Source organism: Nocardia rhamnosiphila NBRC 108938 (assembly GCF_000720425.1).
Classification (GTDB): domain Bacteria; phylum Actinomycetota; class Actinomycetes; order Mycobacteriales; family Mycobacteriaceae; genus Nocardia; species Nocardia rhamnosiphila.
Genome location: NZ_JOAJ01000010.1, coordinates 249,601 through 267,197, shown reverse-complemented (window position 1 = coordinate 267,197; position 17,597 = coordinate 249,601). Strand labels below are relative to the sequence as shown.

The window sequence follows — 17,597 nt, the reverse complement described above, 5'->3', positions numbered from 1 at the left end:
GTTCGGCGTGGCCGGCCGATGACGGCGCGAGAAGTATCCGCCGCGGGCATTGAAACTGGACGAGTTCCAGCGGATCCCACAATGTCGAATCAGGCAGACGCTCGAATTCACCTGGAAACGCCACTGAAGTTCACCTGCCCAGCCACTACGGCCGGGATGATGCCGTGGACAGGCCCGGCTCAGCGCGGGCGTGCCACGTTCTGGGGGAACTGCCCCTCTACGTTGCCGGCCGGGTTGTAGAGAGCGACGGCGGCGGTGTAGCCGCCCTCCGAGGCGTACCCGATACCGAGTCGGGTGCTGGCCTTCCACACCAACTGCGTGAAATGACCCGTTGCCATGCTGAACCCGGGGTTGTTGAAGTCGTAGGCCTTGACCTCGTCGTACCACATCTTCGTGCCCATCTGGACAAAGGGGACGCCGTCCCAGCTGCCCTCTCCTCCGACGAGGTTCTCCCCGGCCCCGTTCTTGTAGGGGCAGCTGTGATCGATCGTGCGCTTTTGGGCGTAGTACTGCGCGCATTTCTGGGCCGCGGCATTCAGGCTCTGGGTCAAGGTCATGGCCGGAGAGCCATGCTTGGCCCGGTACTGGTTGTGCAGGGTAAGCCCGGTCTGCGCGTAATCGCTCTGTCCGGTGGCAGGACCACCGCCGGTGACGAGCGCGGCGAGCATCACCGCAGCAACAACCGACACCAATCGACCGATACGCACGACAACCTCCCAAGACAGAGCAGAACACAACAGAAATGAGCCGCACGGACCTCGGAACCCCCACAGGCCGTGCGGGTTCCGGGATCAGGTGAGCATACCCGCGCTCGCCGCACTGCTCATCGAATCCCCGACACGAACTCGACCCCGGCAGCCGGCAACCTGCGAAGGCGGTACAGCAAAGACTGGGTAGTGGTGCCCCGCCCCGGCCCTGACACGACGCAAGCCCGAGCTCGGCGCAGCCTCGGACACTTGACGCCTTTGCCGTCGCGGATCTCCGCGATGTACTCGCGGCTGAGTTCCGGAGCCCGCGCGTCGCCGACGGGCCGACGTCGGCGGCGAGGGCCGCTCGGATCGATATGAACAACCCTGACGAGATCGACGGCGATATCGGGAGCCTGGACCGCTTGAATTCCTGGATCCGGTGCGCTGGCGTCGGCCGTGGGCGCAGTGGCCGCTATGGATGGGCCGGATTCGAGTTCGGCAGTGCGACCGGGTCGGCATCGGACCTGGACATCGAATGCCGACGCAACTCCATGCGTCGAGTTCTACGAGACGCCTCAAAGGGTTCAGCCTGTCCCGCCCTCGGCCGGAGATGCTCAACGGTCGGCCTTCCGTAGAAGGCCGACCGCATGTCGCATGCGCGAAGCTCGGATCTCGAGGCCGAAACTTCGAGACCACGGGGTCTCGACGCCGGAGGCGGCGCCAGAGAACTCAGAACGCGGCTTCGTCGAGCTCCATGATGTCGTTGTCGAGGTTGGCCAGGACGGCGCGGGTGGCGGTCAGTTCCGGCAGGATGTTGCGGGCGAAGAACTGGGCCACGGCGACCTTGCCCTGGTAGAAGTTCTTGTCCGCGCCTTCGGCGCCCGCGTCGAGGGCCGCGCCCGCGACCTCGGCGTGGCGCAGCAGCTGCCAGCCGATGAGCAGGTCGCCGACCGAGAGCAGGAAGCGGACCGAACCGAGGCCCACCTTGTACAGCTCGTCGGACTGCTCCTGGGCACCCATCAGGTGTCCGGTGAGGGTGGCGGCCATGGCCTGCACATCCTCGAGCGCCGTCGCGAGCAGTTTCCGCTCGCCCTTGAGGCGGCCGTTGCCGGCTTCGGCGTCGATGAACTTCTGGATCTGGCCGGCGACGTGCGCCAGGGCCACACCGCGATCGCGGGCGATCTTGCGGAAGAAGAAGTCCTGGGCCTGGATGGCGGTGGTGCCCTCGTAGAGCGAGTCGATCTTCGCGTCGCGGATGTACTGCTCGATCGGGTAGTCCTGCAGGAACCCGGAACCGCCCAGGGTCTGCAGCGATTCGGTGAGGTACTGGTAGGCCCGCTCGGAGCCGACGCCCTTGACGATCGGCAGCAGCAGATCGTTGACGCGGGCGGCGGTGTCGGCGTCCGCGCCGGAGACGGCGGCCGCGACATCGGCGTCCTGGTGGGCGGCGGTGTAGAGGTACACCGCGCGCAGGCCTTCGGCGTAGGCCTTCTGGGTGGCCAGGCTGCGACGCACATCCGGGTGGTGGGTGATGCTGACGCGCGGCGCGGTCTTGTCGGTCATCCGGGTGAGATCGGCGCCCTGGACGCGCTGTTTGGCGTAGTCCAGTGCGTTGAGGTAACCGGTGGACAGTGTTGCGATCGCCTTGGTGCCGACCATCATTCGCGCGTGCTCGATGACCTCGAACATCTGCGCGATGCCCTGGTGGACCTCGCCGACGAGCCAGCCCTGGGCCGGCACACCGTGGCCGCCGAAGGTGACCTCACAGGTGGCCGAGACCTTCAGGCCCATCTTGTGCTCGACATTGGTGACGAAGACACCGTTGCGCTCGCCCAGTTCGCCGGTCTCGTGGTCGAAGTGGAACTTCGGTACGAAGAACAGCGACAGGCCCTTGGTGCCCGGGCCGGCGCCTTCGGGGCGGGCCAGCACCAGGTGCATGATGTTCGGGAAGAGGTCATCGGAGTCGGCCGAGGTGATGAAGCGCTTCACGCCCTCGATATGCCAGGAGCCGTCCTCCTGCTGTACCGCCTTGGTGCGGCCGGCGCCGACATCGGAGCCGGCGTCGGGCTCGGTGAGCACCATGGTGGCGCCCCAGCCCTGCTCGACGGCGATCTTGGCCCACTTCTTCTGCTCTTCGGTGGCGTTGTTGTAGAAGATGTTGGCGAAGCCGGGGCCGGCGGCGTACATGAAGGCCGCGGGCTGGGCGCCCAGCACCAGTTCGGCGATGGCCCAGTAGGCGGCGCGGGGGAAGTCGATACCGCCGAGCTCGGGATCGACGGCGTAGGAGTCCCAGCCGCCTTCCTGCAGGGTGCGGTAGCTCTTCTTGAACGATTCGGGGATGGAGACGGTATGAGTTTCGGGGTCGAAGACCGGGGGGTTGCGGTCGGCGTCGGCGAAGGATTCGCCGAGCGGTCCCTCGGCCAGCCGGCGCACCTCGTTCAGCATCTCCTTGACGGTGTCGGCGTCGAGATCGCCGTAGGCGCCGGAGTCCAGAATGCTGCCCAGGCCGAGTACCTCGAAGAGGTTGAACTCCAGGTCGCGGACGTTGCTCTTGTAATGACCCATTGTGATACTCACTCTCCGTTGAGTCGGGTGCGGTCGGTGTCCATACCGTTCCCGCCCGTCGGTTGCCGTCGGGTAGCTGCCGGGTAACGACAGGCTACTCGCGGGTAACTTATTCATTATATTACCGGCGAGTAAGGCAGTCGGCAACGGAGTCGCGCCGCATTGTGATGCGCGGAACAGCCACAACGTCCCCACCAGCGGTTTCGGTCCGATATCGGTCGGCGACCGACGAGGCTCGCCGATATAACGGCCTGGTCGGCGTACCTCCGCTCGCGTGCGCCGCGGGCGTTTCGGAAGGCTTCGCCCGTTAGGGTTGGGCGTGCGGATCGAAACGGAATCGGGGCCCGCGGAGGCCGAGATCGATTACCCGGATGCCCCGGCGTTTCTGCTGGTCTTCACCCACGGCGCGGGCGGCGGCGTGGACTCCGCGGACATCACGACAGTGCGCGATACCGCGCTGGCCGCCGGTGGGGTGGTGGCGCGGGTGTTGCAGCCGTACCGGGTGGCCGGGCGTCGCGCACCCGGCAAACCCGAGCCCCAGGACCGGGCCTGGGTGGAGCTGACCGCCGCGCTGCGCGCGCAGCTCGGGCCGGATCTGCCGCTGGTACAGGGTGGGCGCAGCAATGGAGCCCGGGTGGCGTGCCGGACCGCGGTCGAGGTCGGTGCGCGTGGAGTGGTCGCCCTGTCGTTTCCGCTGCACCCGCCCGGAAAGCCGGAGAAATCCCGTCGCGACGAACTGCTGGCCGCCGGTGCCACCGAGGTGGTGGTGATCAACGGCGGGAGCGATCCGTTCGGTATCCCGGACGCCGCCGATGCCGCCGAGGTGCGGGTGATACCGGGCCAGCCGCATTCCTTCCGGAAGGGTTTCGACACTATCGCCGAAACCCTCGTGCCGTGGTTCCGGCAGTGGAGTTCCTGACGCCGCGGTCCGTCGCGGACGCCGGGTAACCGGCTCGATGCGCGGCGCCGCCGCCGTCCGTGTCGCCGCGGGAGGTCACTGGCCCGATCCGGCTGTCCGTGGGCGCCGGGCGAGCGCACAGATGCTCGTCCCGCACCATGCGACGGGAAGTGCCACAGCCGCCGCGGCGTCGTACCACGGCTACTGCTCGGGCATGGGTTTCCGCGCCACGACCAGGGCGTCGATCGCGTCCCCGCTCTCGGTCGGGCGCAGAACCTCCCGGGCCGTGTCGATTTCGAGCCCGGAATCGGCACCCAGATCCGCCACGATCTCCTCCGGTGTGAACAGGATCGCCGGGTCCTGCGGGCCGCCGTATCCCCGGGCCGGGTTCTCGCTGTGGTGACCGAGCACCAGCAGCATTCCCCCGGGTGCGAGCGCGGTGGCGGCCTGCCGGAGCAGCCGCCGGCGTTCGGGTGCCGGGAGGTGCAGGAACACCAGCAGGATCAACTCCCACGGACCGCCGAGGTCGAGGGCCGGATCGGCGAGGTCGGCGCACTCCCAGGTGATCCGCTCCCGGATCGACCGGGTGAGCCGGGTCGCCACGGTGCGGCCCTTGTCGATACCGACCTGGGAGAAATCGACACCGTGCACCCGCCAGCCGTGCGTGGCCAGCCACAATGCGTTCCGGCCCTCGCCGCAGGCCAGGTCGAGTGCCCGGGGCAGGTCCGGTATCTCCCCGTCGGGACCGGGCAGGCGAGGGACGCGCCGGTCCAGACCGTGTACGAACTCCACCACCGTGTTGTTGGGGGGTGCGCCCCACACCAGGTCGCTCTGTACATAGCGCGCATCCCATTCGGCCGCCTTCATGCCGCCAAGTGTATGGAGGCGGCCGGGGATCACCGAGCGGTCAGGTCGTACCGCTCTCGGGCAGCCAGCGCACCGGGGTGGTTTCGCGGATATGGATCAGGGCGTCGAAGGCGTCGCTTAGTGATTCCACCCGGAAACGGGCTTCCTCGTCGCGGGCCGGGTCGTACACGCCGCTGATCACCCGCAACCGGGCGCGGGCGGTGGCCCAGGACCGGACCGCCGCGGGCGTGCCGTCGCCGAGGCCGACGAACCAGGCGGGCAGGTCCACGGCGCCGAGGGTGGCGTCGAGCAGGTCGGGTAGCGGATCCGGCGCCTGCGCCACGCCGAGGTCGCCGTGATGGAAACCGATCGCCACCGACCGGTAGGCCGCACCGAAATACGCGCGCAGCCCGGCGCCCTCGGTGCGCATCGGCTGCGCGGCCGCGGCACCGGCACTCGGCGCGGTCGCCGCGGTGTGCGCGGTGCCGTCCCAGTACACGATCCGGGCGCCGGTGTGTACGTGGTGATCGATCAGGGTCCGCGCCGGATCCGGGTCGCCACCGCCGAAGCCGCCCCGGCCGGCCACACTGCGCTCGTGGAAATCCACGATCGAGCGCAGGAGTTCCAGGGCGGTGGTGAAGTCGGCCGCCGCGTCGGTTCCGGCCGGGCGGGGTAGCGATGCCACCAGGTCGAACGCGGCGCGGGCGTCTTCGGCGAACGGACGCCCGGGATGGATGCCCTGATGGCGTTGTACGTGCTCGTCGATCCGGTGCGCGGTACGAATCGGCGCCAGATGTGATTCGAGTTCCGCCACCCGGTCGGGCGCCCGGCGGCGCACCCGGGCGAGTACTTCGTCGTAGTCGGCCGGTTCGGCCGCCGGTGGCTGCACGCCGAGCACGCCGACGGGGTCGCCGGGGTGTTCGAGGTTGTAGGCGCGGATCCATTCGAGGGTCGCCACGGTTTCGCGCGTGCGCAGCGGCCGCCACGCGCCGGCCAGCGCCCGGTGGGGATCTCCCGCACCGGTGCGGACGTACGCGTCGAGCCGCGCACCGGACCGCGCATTGTCCTGGACGGCCAGTGTCCGGAAACCGTGTTCGGTGACCAGTACCCGGAAGATCCGATCCCGCACACCGTAGGTCTGCCGGGAGAACCGGGTGGATTCGCCGATGCCGACCACCGTGGCCGCGGCCAGGCGGTCGGTCAATTTCCGCAGGTCCGATCCGGTATCGGCGGCGTCGGTGCCGAGTATGGGCTGCGCCGCGCCGCGCAGCCACTCGTGCACCGCTTCGGTGGCGCCGGTCGGATTCGAGGTGGTGGTCACGAGGGCTCCCGAGGTCTCGGTGGAGTGTCGCGAACCAGCCTCGTACCTGAAGTATTGTTTAGGTCAAGCTGTGGGCTCGAATCGAACCGGGAGTCTCACAGCTGTGTGCGCATCAGGACCACGTTGTACTGATTGTGCACAGTGGTGAGAAAGTAGAGATCATCTTCGGTTTGATAGGGGAAAATCGACGGCGCGTATGCCGTCGGCAATTCACGAGTATCGATCAATACACGCGGTTCACTCCACGGTCCGGCCGGTGACGACGCGGTTCGCATCACCACCGAGTTGAAGGGGTCGGTGGTGAGAGAGACGAATTGTCCGAGGTAGTCGTTCCACATCACCGACAGTTCCCCCACGCCGTGCATGATGGGCTGTGCCGCATTGATATCGCGTTTCCAGGTGCGGCCGTCCCAGTATTCGTAGGCGGCCAGATCCTGGATATTCGGCTCCCGGACCCGGGAGATATAGGCGGCATTGTCGCGACCCGACGGGGTGCCGTAGACGTAAACGAAACCGTCGTCCTTCACGAAGGCGTTCATCTGGAAATTGCGGTTCGCGCCCTCGTTGGGCCGGCGGGTGAAGGCGAGATCGGCCCAGGTTTCACCGTTGTCCGCCGAAGCGGCCAGTCCGGAGTAATTGGTGGTCCATTCTCCGGGGGTGTCCCAGGTTTTCACCGACATCAGGCTCATGTACTGCACGCCGCCGATCGAGATACCGGCGGTCGGAATGCGGCTGATCTCGAGAAGTGGGATCTTCGGGCTGGGGATCAGGTCCCTGGCCTGGCCGAATATATCCTTGACGACGCTGTCGAAGTAGATGCCCTGCCGTGGATCCTGGGTGTGACTGCGCACGAGAACATTGCTGCGCCAAGCCCACATGCTGCCCGCGAGAAGATTGGGGAAGCCGACCCCGGCGGTATCGCCGAAAGCGGTGAGCATTTCTCCCTGTCCGTTGTCCCACATAATGCCCAGGTCGGTGCCGAGCATGTTGTAGTTGTGGGTCCCGTTCGGGCTCGCCATACCGGTCACCTGGAAAACGGCCCGAGTGGCTCCGTGTAACTGCGGAAGACCGTTGGTGCCGTTGAGTACGGGAATCGGATTGATGGCGTTGGGATTTGCCGTGGCCGGTGCGGTGACTGCGATCAGTGCAGCCGATGCGCCCGCCAGCACAGAAATAAGTATCGAGCGGGTTCTCTTCAAGTCCGTCGGACCTCCGGGTCATGTCAAAGACACCGCCGGCATATGGGCGGCGCCTCGATGGATACACGGAACATTTCGACTGGCTGGCAGAACCCGCACATGTTATCAGTGCATAGGGCCTGATCAGATGCATTGTCGGCGGTTCAGCGCAGGTGTCATTTCCGGCCCCGGGTAGCGGTGTTGTCCGGTCGGTGGCGGTACGGTCCGGCACCCGCGGTCCCCGGGCGACATAGATCACTCCATGGTCTAATCGGAAGTTAACCGCCGATTTCAGCGGGAGACTTCAGCGAGGAAGCGGAGGACGCATGCTGCCAGCCGGAATGGACCCGCGCACACCGGTGCTCGTCGGCGTCGGACAGGTAGTGCACCGATCCGGTGAACCGGGCCTGCCCGGACCTGTCGAGCTGGCCGTCGAATCACTGCGCCGGGCCGGCGCGGACAGCGGGACCGGGGACGCGCTCCTGCGCTCGGCGGATGTGATCGCCTCGGTGGCTCCGGTGAGCCGCCAGTACGCCGACCTGGGCGCACTTGTCGCCGCCGACCTGGGTGCCTCGCCGAAACGGACCCTGCAGTCGGCCCCCTACGGCGGAGACGCCCCGCAGCGGCTGCTCAACCTGCTGGCCCGCGAGATCGCCGAGGGGCAGTCGGATATCGCGTTGCTCTGCGGGGCCGAATCGGTCGCCTCGTGGAACGTGGCGAAGCGGTCCGGGATCGACCCGGGCTGGCCGGAGCAGGACGAGAACGCCCGGCCCGATCAGATCGTCGGCTCCGACGACGCCCCCAACACCGAGATGGAGCTCGCGGCCGGATTGTGGGGCCCGATCTATGTGTACGCGCTGATGGAATCCGCGATGCGTAATCGGCTCGGCCTCGACGAACAGAGTCATCTGGCCCGGATCGGCGGGCTCTGGTCGCGGTTCTCCGCCGTGGCGGCGCGCAATCCCTACGCGTGGCTGCCCGGTGAACGCGACGTGAGTGAACTGGTCACCACCGGCCCCGACAACCGGATGGTCTCCACGCCGTATCCGAAGCTGCTGATGGCGAACCTGACGGTCGATCAGGGCGCGGCGCTGATCCTGTGCAGCGCCGCGGCGGCGGACGCGGCCGGGGTGCCGCGGGATCTGTGGGTCTTCCCGCACGGCGGCGCCACCGCCACCGATACCTGGTTCCTCTCCGAACGCACGGATATGGCGGCGTCCCCGGCCATCGCCGCGGCCGGCCGGGCGGCGCTGGGCGGCGCGGGAATCGGCATCGACGATATCGCCCATATCGACCTGTACTCGTGTTTCCCGGTGGCCGTACAGGTGGGCGCGGCGGCGCTGGGTCTGTGCATCGACGATCCGGCGCGACCCCTGACCGTGACCGGCGGCCTGACCTTCGGCGGCGGCCCGGGCAACAACTACAGCACCCACGGCATCGCCACCATGGCCGAGATCCTGCGGCGCAATCCCGGCGACTACGGCCTGACCACCGCGCTCGGCTGGTACATCACCAAACACGGGGTGGGCGTCTACTCGGCGAAACCCCCCGCCGAACTGTTCCGCCCGGTGGCGGCCGAGGTGCCGGTCGCCCGGCGGGAGACCGCACCCGGCTACACCGGTCCGGCGGTGATCGAGGCCTACACGGTCCCGTACCGCAAGGGCAGCGCGGGCGACGAACCCGAAGCCGCTGTGGTGAGTGCGCTGAACCCCGCCGGCGCCCGCATACTTGTCCGGGCGACGGACAGCGAGACCATCGCGGCGGTCACCGCGGGCGACCGTTTGGGCGCCGCCATCGAGATCACCGCCGCCGACCGTTTCATTCTGCGTAGCGAGAGGACCGCCTGATGACCGAGACCGTGCTCCTGGACCGGTGCGATGCGATAACCGTGCTCACGGTGAACCGGCCCGCGGCGCGTAACGCCATCGATCTGGCCACCGCGAAGGCGATCGAGGCGGCGCTCGACGAGTTCGAGGCCGACGACTCGGCCCGGGTCCTCGTGCTCACCGGCGCCGAGGGGACCTTCAGCGCCGGAATGGATCTCATCGCCATGACGCGCGGTGAGGTGCCGGTGACCGAGCGACGCGGCCCGCTCGGCATCGCCTCGAAACCGCCGGCGAAACCGATGATCGCCGCGGTGGAGGGTTTCGCGCTGGCCGGCGGTTTCGAACTGGCCCTCTCCGGTGACCTGATCGTCGCCGCCCGGGACGCGAAATTCGGTCTGCCCGAGGTGAAACGCGGTCTGGTCGCGGCGGCCGGCGGCGTCATGCGGCTGACTCAGCGGTTGCCGCGCAGTATCGCCGCCGAACTGGCGCTCACCGGTGGGCGGATCAGTGCCGAACGTCTCTACCAGCTGGGCCTGGTCAACCGGGTGACCGAACCGGGCGAGGCGCTGGAGGTCGCGCTGGAACTGGCCGGTGAGATCGCGGCCGCCGCCCCGCTGGCCGTGGCCGCCAGTAAGCGGATCATCGACGAGACCCCGGACTGGACCGCGGCGGAAGGTTTCGCCAAACAGGGTGAAATCGCGTTGCCCGCCCTGGTTTCCAAGGACGCGGCCGAAGGTGCGCTGGCCTTCGCGGAGAAACGCGATCCGGTCTGGCAGGGACGCTGAGGTTCGGCGCCGGGCCGGGGTGCCGTTCGGCCCCGGCCCGGTCGGCGGTCGGCGACTCGGGTGCCAAGGATCCGGCCGGTACAGCTAGGCGGCGTCGTGCAGGGTGGGCAGCCAGTCCAACAGGACCCGGGCGCAGCCTTCGGGGTCGTCGTAGAAGGGCGTGTGGCCACTGCCCGCGAGCGTGACGTGCCGGGCTCCGGGCAGTACTTCGCGGGCCCGCCTGCTCTGCGTGGCGTAGGTGAGCAGGATGTCGCGGTTACCCCAGGCGATCGTCACCGGTACCTCGGCGAGCGCGGCGGGGTCGTGTAGCCGGGCGTCGGTGAACGAGGCAAGGGCCGGGGAGAAGCCCAGGGAGTCGATCGCGCCGCGCGCGGTGTCGAGAGCGACCTGGGCGCTGACGGCCCACGGTTTACCGAAGACCAGGCTCAGGAAGGCGGTCCGGCCGGCGGCGGTGCCGAGCACCTTGGGCATGGCGGGGCCGAGGATGCGGCCGATTTTCTTCGACCGGCCCAGCGACTGCTGGCACCAGACCCGGCCGGCGGTGTCCCAGAAGAAGATCGGGGAGAAGGCGGTGACCGAGCGGGCCAGGCCGCGGGCGCCCAGGTTCAGCGAGATGCCGCCGCCCATCGAATTACCCGCCAGATGGGGCCGCTCGATGCCCTGTTCGGCCAGGAAGTCGGCGAGCGCGTCGGTGAGCGTGTCGACGGTGGTACGTGGGAGCGGGGCGGAACCGCCGAAGCCGGGGAGGTCCACCGCGATCACCTCGTACTGGGCGGCCAGGGCGCCGATGACCGGTTCCCAGACCTGCCACCTGCTGCCGACGCCGTGAACCAGCACCAGCGGTTCACCGCGGCCTTCGCGATGGTGCTCGAGGATCGTCATGTTCGCCGCTCTCCGATCGGGACGCGATTCAGGGCCCCAGACTAACAGCAGGCGCCGGCCCTCAGTTGGCTCCGCGCGGGGTCGCGGGCGCGAGGAAGACGTGGCCCGCTCCAGCCTTCGAGAGGGTCGGCGGCTGTGAATCACATCCGAATTCCGGCCCCGGGTTGCACGCCGTATGTGAGTGCGACTACACACATGCGTGGACGTCGGCGGGTGGCCGTGGGTGCTGTTCCCCGGCCGACACGGCGTCCGTGTGATACATCTGAGAGAGGAACCCGGTGCGGAAGACCCTGATTGCCGCGACGTTCGTCATTCTGCCGCTGTTCGCGGCGGCCTGCGGTAGCGATACCGACTCCGCGCCGGCGCTGACCGAAGCGGACCTGTCCAAATCCCTGCAGGAAAAGGGACTCCAGGATCCCGCGTTCGCCGACTGCGCCGCGAAACTGTACATCGGCGAAGGTATTTCGCAGGACGGCCTGCGGACCATGGTCAGCGACGAATTCGATACCCGGATGGCGGACCCGGAAACTCTGGGCATGAGCCCGGAGGACGCCGACAAAGCCCGGGCGGCGACCAACAAGATCGTCACCGAATGTCTCGGTAAGGCGCAGTAGCAGTCGTGCGGAAATGATTCTCGCTGAGCGCAATACTGCTTTCGGGAATCACCTCCCAGCAGCATGCCTGCATGACACCACAGAATCCGCCCTTCGCCGCGGCCCGTACGGCCGCGGTGATAGGGGCCGACCCGGCGGGCGTCACCGCCGCGCTGGGGTTGCTCGACGCGGGATTCGACGTCGCCCTCTACAGCGATCGTGACCAGAACGCGTTGCGCAGTCGCACCCGGCCGGGTGTCCGGGCCGTCGCGGTGGCTCCGCAGCCGACGGGACCGGCGGGGAGCGGGCGCCGTCCCGCCCGCGCGCCGCGGCCGACCGGCCGTATCGCCTTCGATGGGTATGTCGGCGTCACGGTCGACAGTTCCTTCGAGACCGCGGGCCGGATCACCTCCTTCGTGGAGCGCGGCGGCGCCTTCCTGGTGGAATCGGTGACCCCGGAATCGCTGGGCGCGATCGCCGCGTCCACCGATCTCACCCTGGTCGCCGCCAGTCGCGGCCGCCTGGCCGGATACTTCCCGGCCGCCGCGGACCGGCCCGTGCACCGGGGCTCGCCCCGGTCCCTGCAGGGGCTCTACGTGCTCACCCGGACCACCGGTTCCGATCGCGCCGAGCCGAACCCTCCCGCCGCGGGGCCGAGAATGGTGCACTGAGAAGCACAGCACCAGTCGAGTCCGGCCCGCGCCGGAGACAGGAGGCTCCGGCGTGTCCGTGGCAGTTGTGGTCGGTAATCCGAAACCGGCATCCCGAACTCTCTCCGCGGCCGTCGGCCTCGCCACGGCGTTGCGGCCGGATACCGAGCCGGCGGTCATCGATCTGGTGGAGTTCGGGCCGGGCCTGCTGAGCTGGGGCGACCCCGCGGTCGCCGAAGCCGCCCGCACCGTCGCCGCCGCCGAACTGGTCGTCTTCGCCAGCCCCACGTTCAAGGCCACCTACACCGGTCTGCTGAAGCTCTTCCTGGAGCAGTTCGACGGCGGTACCGGCCTGGCCGGAGTGCTGGCCGTGCCCCTGATGCTGGGCGCCGGTCCCGCGCACGCGCTCGCCCCCGATCTGCTGCTCAAACCGGTACTGGTGGAACTGGGCGCGACCACCGCCCTGCCCGGGTTGTATCTCTCCGACCGGACCTTCGCCGAGGACGGCGTACTGGACGCCTACGCCGAGCGGTGGCGTCCGGTGGCGCGGGCGCTGTCGGCCACGGCAACCCATTCGAAGTGAAGGGCTGATCATGAACGATGTCTTCGAAACCCCCGCCGACGGCACCGGCCTGCGGCGTGCCTTCGCCAACTTCCCGAGCGGGGTCGTCGCGGTCTGCGCCGAGGTCGACGGGAAGCCGGTCGGCTTGGCGGTGAGCACCTTCGTTCCGGTCTCCCTGGATCCCCCGCTGGTGTCGTTCTGTATTCAGAACAGCTCGTCGACCTGGCCCAAGCTGGTCGACGCAGACTATCTCGGCCTGAGTCTGCTCGGCACCGACCAGCAGGAGGCCGCACGCTCGCTCAGCTCCCGGACCGGAGACCGTTTCCGCGATCTGGAGCTGCACGAGGGCACCGGCGAAGCGGTGTTCATCCAGGGCGCGTCGGTATGGATCGAGGGGTCGCCCGAAGCGCATGTCCCGGCCGGCGACCACACCGTGGTGATCCTGCGGATCAACCGGCTGGCCATCCACCCCGACCGCGAACCCCTCGTATTCCACGGTTCGCGCTTCCGCCTGCTGCACGCCAGCTGACCGGCACGGCCGCAAGGTATCGCCCAGGATGCCGCCGGTCGGGTTCGTTCGGCGTGGGCGTCGATCACCTGCCGGCGCCGTCGGGTCACGCCGGGGCGCGGTGGAGTGCTACCGCACGGTTGCGAGCCGCCGAACGACGGCATGCCGGATATCCGGGGAGAAGTAGGCGAAACCGGCGGCAATTCGCTGGAGGAGTGCGTCCGGCTTTGCGAGAGTAGCGGGATGGCACAGTTCACCGGCGAGCCGCCGGCGTCCTTCGATTCCTTCGACGGCACCCGCATCTATTACCGGCGGGTGGGGTCCGGTTCACCGGTGATCATGATCCACGGGTCCGGCGGGGGGCTGCACTCGTGGCAGCCGGTGGCCGAATATCTGGCGGACCGGTTCGAGCTGTGGCTGCCGGCCCGCCGCGGCTACGCGCCGAGCGGGCCCGGCCACGCCCCCAAGCACTACACCGACGAGGTGAGTGATCTCGGGGTCATCATCGATATGATCGGCCGGCCCGCGCATCTGGTGGGTATGTCCTACGGCGCCACGGTCGCCCTGCACGCCGCGGCGGCCGGACTCCCGATCCGTTCGCTGGCGCTGTGGGAGCCGCCGCTGTACGCGGCGGGCGCGGAGCTGGCGCCGGTGCTGACCCGGTTCGAGGAACTCACCGCGAAGGGCGAACGGGGGCGGGCGGTTCGGCTACTGGCGGAGAAGGTGTCCCGGGTGCCGGCGGCGCTGCTGGAGGCCGCGGGGGATCTCGAACCGGACGAGAACGAGCCCGACGACTCCTACGGCTGGAGTCGTGACCTCGAGTCGATGATCGCCGATACGACCTATCTCGAACGCTGGTCGAGCGTGACCACCCCGACGCTGCTGATGCGCGGCGCCGATACCTGGCAGCCGATGCCCGAGACGGTCGAACGGCTGGCCACCGGAATGCCGCACGCGCGGCTCGAGACGTTTCCCGGGCAGACCCATTTCGCGCCGTCGACGAGCCCCGAAACCGTGGCGCGAACTCTCGCGGAGTTCCTGTACTAGAGCTGCGGGACCGGCACCAGGTCATGGGCCCGGGCGCCATTCGGCCGGCGGGCGCCTTTCACGGATCACATCGTTCCCGCGTGGTGGCGAATCCGAACGCATTGCGCGGGATCGGTTCCGCCTCGGCGTAATGGGGCACCGCTCCGAGTTCGGGTCGCGCGGTTCAGAACCGGAACCGCACAATGCGGGTGGACCGTTTCATGCCCGGAAGCAGATTCAAGAGGCGGAATACGCGGCGTGCGTGCGCGGGCGCCTTGGCCATCAGCACCGGTGAGTCGTTCATCGGTGCCTCATCGATGTATTCGAGCCGCGGGTGCCACTCGGCCGGTGCGGCCGGATCGTCGAAGCCGCACTGGAACTGTGTGTCGTACTTGCGCAGCGTGGGGTCCCACCGTGAGGTGCGCCACGCCCAGACCGCCACCGTGTCGAGCTGGATCTGCCCGGTGGGGAAAGCATCGACAACGCTCGTCACGAGGCGCCGGGCGTCGGTCTCGGTCAGGTAGGGCACCAGTCCCTCGGCTATCACCAGCACCGGCCGGTCACGGGGGATGCGGTCCAGCCAGGTCGGGTCGGTGACATCGGCGTCGATCAGGGCGTAGTGGTCGCGCGGCGGCAAGAACTGTTTCCGCACTTCGATCATGGCGGGGTAATCCAGGTCGTACCAGTCGACCGTGGCCGGCGGGTCGATCCGGTACACCCGGGCGTCGAGGCCGCAGCCCAGGTGCAGCACTACCGCGTCGGAATGTTCGGCGAGGAAACTCCGGGCCCAGTCGTCGTGGATCTTGGCGCGCACCACTGCGACGAGGCCCAGTTGGCCGGTGCCGAATCTGCGGGTGTCATAGCCGGGGTCGAGGCGGCGCATCACCTGCTCGGCGTACTTGTCACCGAGGATCGGGTCCGGCAGCCGGTTGTCCAGTGCTTTGGCCGCGAGGACGGGACGTGCGGTTTTCTGCACTCCGACGAGTCCGCTGTCTTTCACGGTCGCCTACACTACTGATATTTCACGAACTTCGTGAAATATCTGACGATATGGCTGCGGAAGCCACGACGAGGAGACTGCTTCAGTGACGCGAGCGGACGAGATCGCCATCGCCGGCTTCCAGGAACGATTCGCGCAGATCATGGTCGAATCCGGTATGCCGCGGATGGCCGCGCGCGTATTCGCCGCACTACTGGTCACCGACTCCGGCAAGCTGTCGGCCGCCGAACTCGCCGAGCGGCTGGGCGTCGGTGCGCCGGCCGTCTCGGGGGCGGTCAAATACCTGGTGCAGGTGCGGCTCGTCGAACGCGGCCGCGAGCCCGGCAGCCGGCGTGACTTCTGCCGGATCCACGAGCACACCTGGAGTCACTACATCAGCCGGTCCGACCCGGTCCTGGGCCAGGTGCAGAGCGGCGCCGCCGAGGGCGCCGCACTCCTGGGTCCCGCCTCCCCGGCCGGGCAGCGACTGGACGAGACCCGCCGGTTCTTCGAGTTCCTGCGTGCGGAGATCGAACAATCGATGGCCAAGTGGCGGCGACTCCAGGCCGACGGACCCGCGTCCGGCTGACGTCGGTGGCCGCGGTCGTCGAGGAGATCATGCGGCGGGCCCCGGAGATGACACCCGCCGGTGCCTCGCAGCGCCTCGGGAACCAGGTCCTGCACATGGCCTGTGTGCCCAGCCGGTCGCGCTGGTCGCCGCTGCGCCACGAGCATCCCGACCCGTCGCGCTCTCCAGGCGCGATAGCCCCGGGGAGGGGCGCGGCCGGGTGCCGAACTCGGGGAAATATCCAGTAAGAACGACTTTCGATGACGCGCAGGTGGTACGCCGCCAGTGCCGGGTCCACGCATCCGCCATCTTCCCGACGTGGCACGTGTGTGGCACGCAACGGCTCGGAGCCGGCGGCATAAAGGAAGCCCGGAGGAAAGGTAATCCATCGAAGTGGTGGTGGAGCCGGTGACGGGAATCGAACCCGCGCCATCTGCTTGGGAAGCAGAGATTCTGCCATTGAACTACACCGGCATGCGCCCACAGGCGCGAAGGGCAGCTTAGCAGAGGGCGGGCCGGAGCTCTAAATCTTTCGGCTCACGCTCCGGCCGTCCGCACTCCGGAGGTCAGCGTTCGGACCACACTCCGAGCTGGTTGCCGCTCGGGTCGGTGAAATGGAAGCGGCGCCCGCCCGGGAAGTCGAAAGGGCCTTCGGTGACCGTGCCGCCGGCCGCTCCGACGCTCCGGAGGGTGGTGTCGAGGTCTTCCGAGTACAGCAGGACCAGGGGGCCGCCGCCGGTGCGGACCTCGTCGGTGGTGGCCAGTCCGCCCGCCTCACCTTCGGAGCCGTCGAAGCGGCGGATACCGGCGTAGGCGGGCCCGTAGTCGTTGAACTCCCAGCCGAATGCCGACCGGTAGAAGGTTTTGGCGGCGTCGAGGTCGGTGACGGCGAGTTCGATGTAGTCGATGCCGTGATGGGTGTGGGTGCTGGTCTCGGACATGGGCGTACCTCCTGATCGGCTGCGGCTGTGCGTGGGCGCGGGTGGGCTCGCCCATCGGGTGGAGTATGCCCGGGGGCGGTGACAGGAAACGGGATCGCGCGGACCGGGGGCCCCGCCCCGCGGGGCGGTCGCTACGCTCGTGGCGTGCTGCTTTCCGATCGTGACATCCGGGCGGAGTTCGCCGCCGGACGGCTCGGGCTCGAACCGTTCGAGGACAACCTGGTTCAGCCGTCGAGTATCGATGTGCGGCTGGACCGGATGTTCCGGGTCTTCAACAACACTCGCTACACCCATATCGACCCGGCCCAGCGCCAGGACGAGCTGACGAGCCTGGTGGAGCCCGCCGAGGGTGAGCCGTTCGTACTGCATCCGGGTGAGTTCGTGCTCGGGTCCACCCTGGAGGTGTGCACCCTGCCAGACGATCTGGCCGGGCGGCTGGAGGGTAAGTCGAGTCTGGGGCGGCTCGGGCTGCTCACGCATTCGACCGCCGGGTTCATCGACCCCGGCTTCAGTGGGCACATCACCCTGGAACTGTCGAATGTGGCGAATCTGCCGATCACCTTGTGGCCGGGGATGAAGATCGGGCAGCTGTGCCTGTTCCGCTTGACCAGTCCGGCCGAGAACCCGTACGGCAGCGCGGGCGCCGGATCGAAGTACCAGGGGCAGCGCGGACCGACACCGTCGCGGGCGTACCTGAATTTTCCGGCGCCGAGCCGGTGACCGCGCTCCGGACCCGTTCGTGAACCCGGCGTGGCCGTGATCGAGCCCTGGGCTGTCGGT

Annotated in this window: 17 protein-coding genes, 1 tRNA gene and 1 pseudogene; 10 read left to right on the top strand and 9 right to left on the bottom strand. The window is 68.4% G+C overall.

All coding sequences use genetic code 11. The features are described from left to right. Window positions 1-179: 179 nt before the first annotated feature. Window positions 180-707, bottom strand: coding sequence for a CAP family protein (locus IG75_RS36730; RefSeq protein ID WP_156059260.1), 528 nt, complete (start codon window positions 705-707; stop codon window positions 180-182). A 711-nt stretch (window positions 708-1,418) separates the two neighbouring features. Further along, window positions 1,419-3,254, bottom strand: coding sequence for an acyl-CoA dehydrogenase (locus tag IG75_RS0130760; RefSeq protein WP_030524851.1), 1,836 nt, complete (start codon window positions 3,252-3,254; stop codon window positions 1,419-1,421). Between the two features lie 319 nt (window positions 3,255-3,573). On the opposite strand from IG75_RS0130760, the gene IG75_RS0130755 reads away from it, so the two are divergent. Further along, a complete protein-coding gene (locus tag IG75_RS0130755) occupies window positions 3,574-4,173 on the top strand; it encodes an alpha/beta hydrolase family protein (protein WP_030524850.1) in 600 nt (199 codons plus the stop codon). Between the two features lie 180 nt (window positions 4,174-4,353). On the opposite strand, the gene IG75_RS0130750 is transcribed toward IG75_RS0130755, so the two are convergent. The 3 genes from IG75_RS0130750 to IG75_RS0130740 form a co-directional block, all read right to left on the bottom strand. Then, entirely contained in the window at window positions 4,354-5,019 is a 666-nt protein-coding gene (locus IG75_RS0130750; protein ID WP_030524849.1) for a class I SAM-dependent methyltransferase, read from the bottom strand. 40 nt (window positions 5,020-5,059) lie between these two features. Next, window positions 5,060-6,319, bottom strand: coding sequence for an erythromycin esterase family protein (locus IG75_RS0130745; RefSeq protein ID WP_051715167.1), 1,260 nt, complete (start codon window positions 6,317-6,319; stop codon window positions 5,060-5,062). A 95-nt stretch (window positions 6,320-6,414) separates the two neighbouring features. After that, complete coding sequence (locus IG75_RS0130740; RefSeq protein WP_030524847.1) at window positions 6,415-7,518, bottom strand: glycoside hydrolase family 183 protein; 1,104 nt, start codon at window positions 7,516-7,518, stop codon at window positions 6,415-6,417. A gap of 305 nt (window positions 7,519-7,823) precedes the next feature. Between IG75_RS0130740 and IG75_RS0130735 the strand changes: the two genes are divergently transcribed. After that, complete coding sequence (locus IG75_RS0130735) at window positions 7,824-9,344, top strand: thiolase C-terminal domain-containing protein (RefSeq protein WP_030524846.1); 1,521 nt, start codon at window positions 7,824-7,826, stop codon at window positions 9,342-9,344. Further along, entirely contained in the window at window positions 9,344-10,108 is a 765-nt protein-coding gene (locus IG75_RS0130730; RefSeq protein ID WP_030524845.1) for a crotonase/enoyl-CoA hydratase family protein, read from the top strand. Before IG75_RS0130735 ends, IG75_RS0130730 begins: the two co-directional genes overlap by 1 nt. Before the next feature lie 84 nt (window positions 10,109-10,192). Here IG75_RS0130730 and IG75_RS0130725 read toward each other — a convergent pair whose 3' ends face one another. Further along, window positions 10,193-10,990, bottom strand: a complete 798-nt coding sequence (locus IG75_RS0130725; protein ID WP_030524844.1) for an alpha/beta fold hydrolase — start codon at window positions 10,988-10,990, stop codon at window positions 10,193-10,195. Between the two features lie 278 nt (window positions 10,991-11,268). Between IG75_RS0130725 and IG75_RS0130720 the strand changes: the two genes are divergently transcribed. The 5 genes and pseudogenes from IG75_RS0130720 (at window position 11,269) to IG75_RS0130700 (ending at window position 14,350) form a co-directional block, all read left to right on the top strand. Continuing rightward, window positions 11,269-11,604, top strand: coding sequence for a hypothetical protein (locus IG75_RS0130720; RefSeq protein ID WP_030524843.1), 336 nt, complete (start codon window positions 11,269-11,271; stop codon window positions 11,602-11,604). 71 nt (window positions 11,605-11,675) lie between these two features. Continuing rightward, a pseudogene (locus IG75_RS40950) lies at window positions 11,676-11,822 on the top strand (cadherin repeat domain-containing protein); the annotation flags it as partial. 484 nt (window positions 11,823-12,306) lie between these two features. Then, on the top strand, window positions 12,307-12,816 hold the full coding sequence (locus IG75_RS0130710; protein WP_030524841.1) for an NADPH-dependent FMN reductase: 510 nt from the start codon (window positions 12,307-12,309) through the stop codon (window positions 12,814-12,816). A 10-nt stretch (window positions 12,817-12,826) separates the two neighbouring features. Further along, complete coding sequence (locus IG75_RS0130705) at window positions 12,827-13,324, top strand: flavin reductase family protein (RefSeq protein WP_030524840.1); 498 nt, start codon at window positions 12,827-12,829, stop codon at window positions 13,322-13,324. 222 nt (window positions 13,325-13,546) lie between these two features. Continuing rightward, window positions 13,547-14,350: an alpha/beta fold hydrolase gene (locus IG75_RS0130700; RefSeq protein ID WP_051715165.1), complete on the top strand. Its 804-nt coding sequence runs from the start codon at window positions 13,547-13,549 to the stop codon at window positions 14,348-14,350. Window positions 14,351-14,513: 163 nt separating this feature from the next. Here the strand turns inward: IG75_RS0130700 and IG75_RS0130690 are convergent, their stop codons facing one another. Next, window positions 14,514-15,329, bottom strand: coding sequence for a class I SAM-dependent methyltransferase (locus IG75_RS0130690; protein ID WP_030524838.1), 816 nt, complete (start codon window positions 15,327-15,329; stop codon window positions 14,514-14,516). 85 nt (window positions 15,330-15,414) lie between these two features. On the opposite strand from IG75_RS0130690, the gene IG75_RS0130685 reads away from it, so the two are divergent. Continuing rightward, on the top strand, window positions 15,415-15,897 hold the full coding sequence (locus tag IG75_RS0130685; protein ID WP_030524837.1) for a GbsR/MarR family transcriptional regulator: 483 nt from the start codon (window positions 15,415-15,417) through the stop codon (window positions 15,895-15,897). Between the two features lie 379 nt (window positions 15,898-16,276). Here IG75_RS0130685 and IG75_RS0130680 read toward each other — a convergent pair. Together IG75_RS0130680 and IG75_RS0130675 are read right to left on the bottom strand one after the other, a co-directional pair. Further along, a tRNA-Gly gene (locus tag IG75_RS0130680) sits at window positions 16,277-16,350 on the bottom strand. Between the two features lie 92 nt (window positions 16,351-16,442). After that, window positions 16,443-16,817 (bottom strand): VOC family protein, encoded by a 375-nt coding sequence (locus IG75_RS0130675; RefSeq protein ID WP_030524836.1) that lies wholly within the window; start codon window positions 16,815-16,817, stop codon window positions 16,443-16,445. Window positions 16,818-16,961: 144 nt separating this feature from the next. Between IG75_RS0130675 and dcd the strand changes: the two genes are divergently transcribed. Further along, window positions 16,962-17,537, top strand: coding sequence for a dCTP deaminase (dcd, locus tag IG75_RS0130670; RefSeq protein WP_030524835.1), 576 nt, complete (start codon window positions 16,962-16,964; stop codon window positions 17,535-17,537). The last annotated feature ends 60 nt before the right edge of the window (window positions 17,538-17,597 follow it).

Bases quoted from the DNA above. Each gene is read 5' to 3' on its own strand.
- IG75_RS0130675 (WP_030524836.1), bottom strand. From the start codon at position 16,817: ATGTCCGAGACCAGCACCCACACCCATCACGGCATCGACTACATCGAA.
- IG75_RS0130760 (WP_030524851.1), bottom strand. From the start codon at position 3,254: ATGGGTCATTACAAGAGCAACGTCCGCGACCTGGAGTTCAACCTCTTC.
- IG75_RS0130730 (WP_030524845.1), top strand. From the start codon at position 9,344: ATGACCGAGACCGTGCTCCTGGACCGGTGCGATGCGATAACCGTGCTC.
- IG75_RS0130705 (WP_030524840.1), top strand. From the start codon at position 12,827: ATGAACGATGTCTTCGAAACCCCCGCCGACGGCACCGGCCTGCGGCGT.
- IG75_RS0130700 (WP_051715165.1), top strand. From the start codon at position 13,547: ATGGCACAGTTCACCGGCGAGCCGCCGGCGTCCTTCGATTCCTTCGAC.
- IG75_RS0130735 (WP_030524846.1), top strand. From the start codon at position 7,824: ATGCTGCCAGCCGGAATGGACCCGCGCACACCGGTGCTCGTCGGCGTC.
- IG75_RS0130750 (WP_030524849.1), bottom strand. From the start codon at position 5,019: ATGAAGGCGGCCGAATGGGATGCGCGCTATGTACAGAGCGACCTGGTG.
- IG75_RS0130725 (WP_030524844.1), bottom strand. From the start codon at position 10,990: ATGACGATCCTCGAGCACCATCGCGAAGGCCGCGGTGAACCGCTGGTG.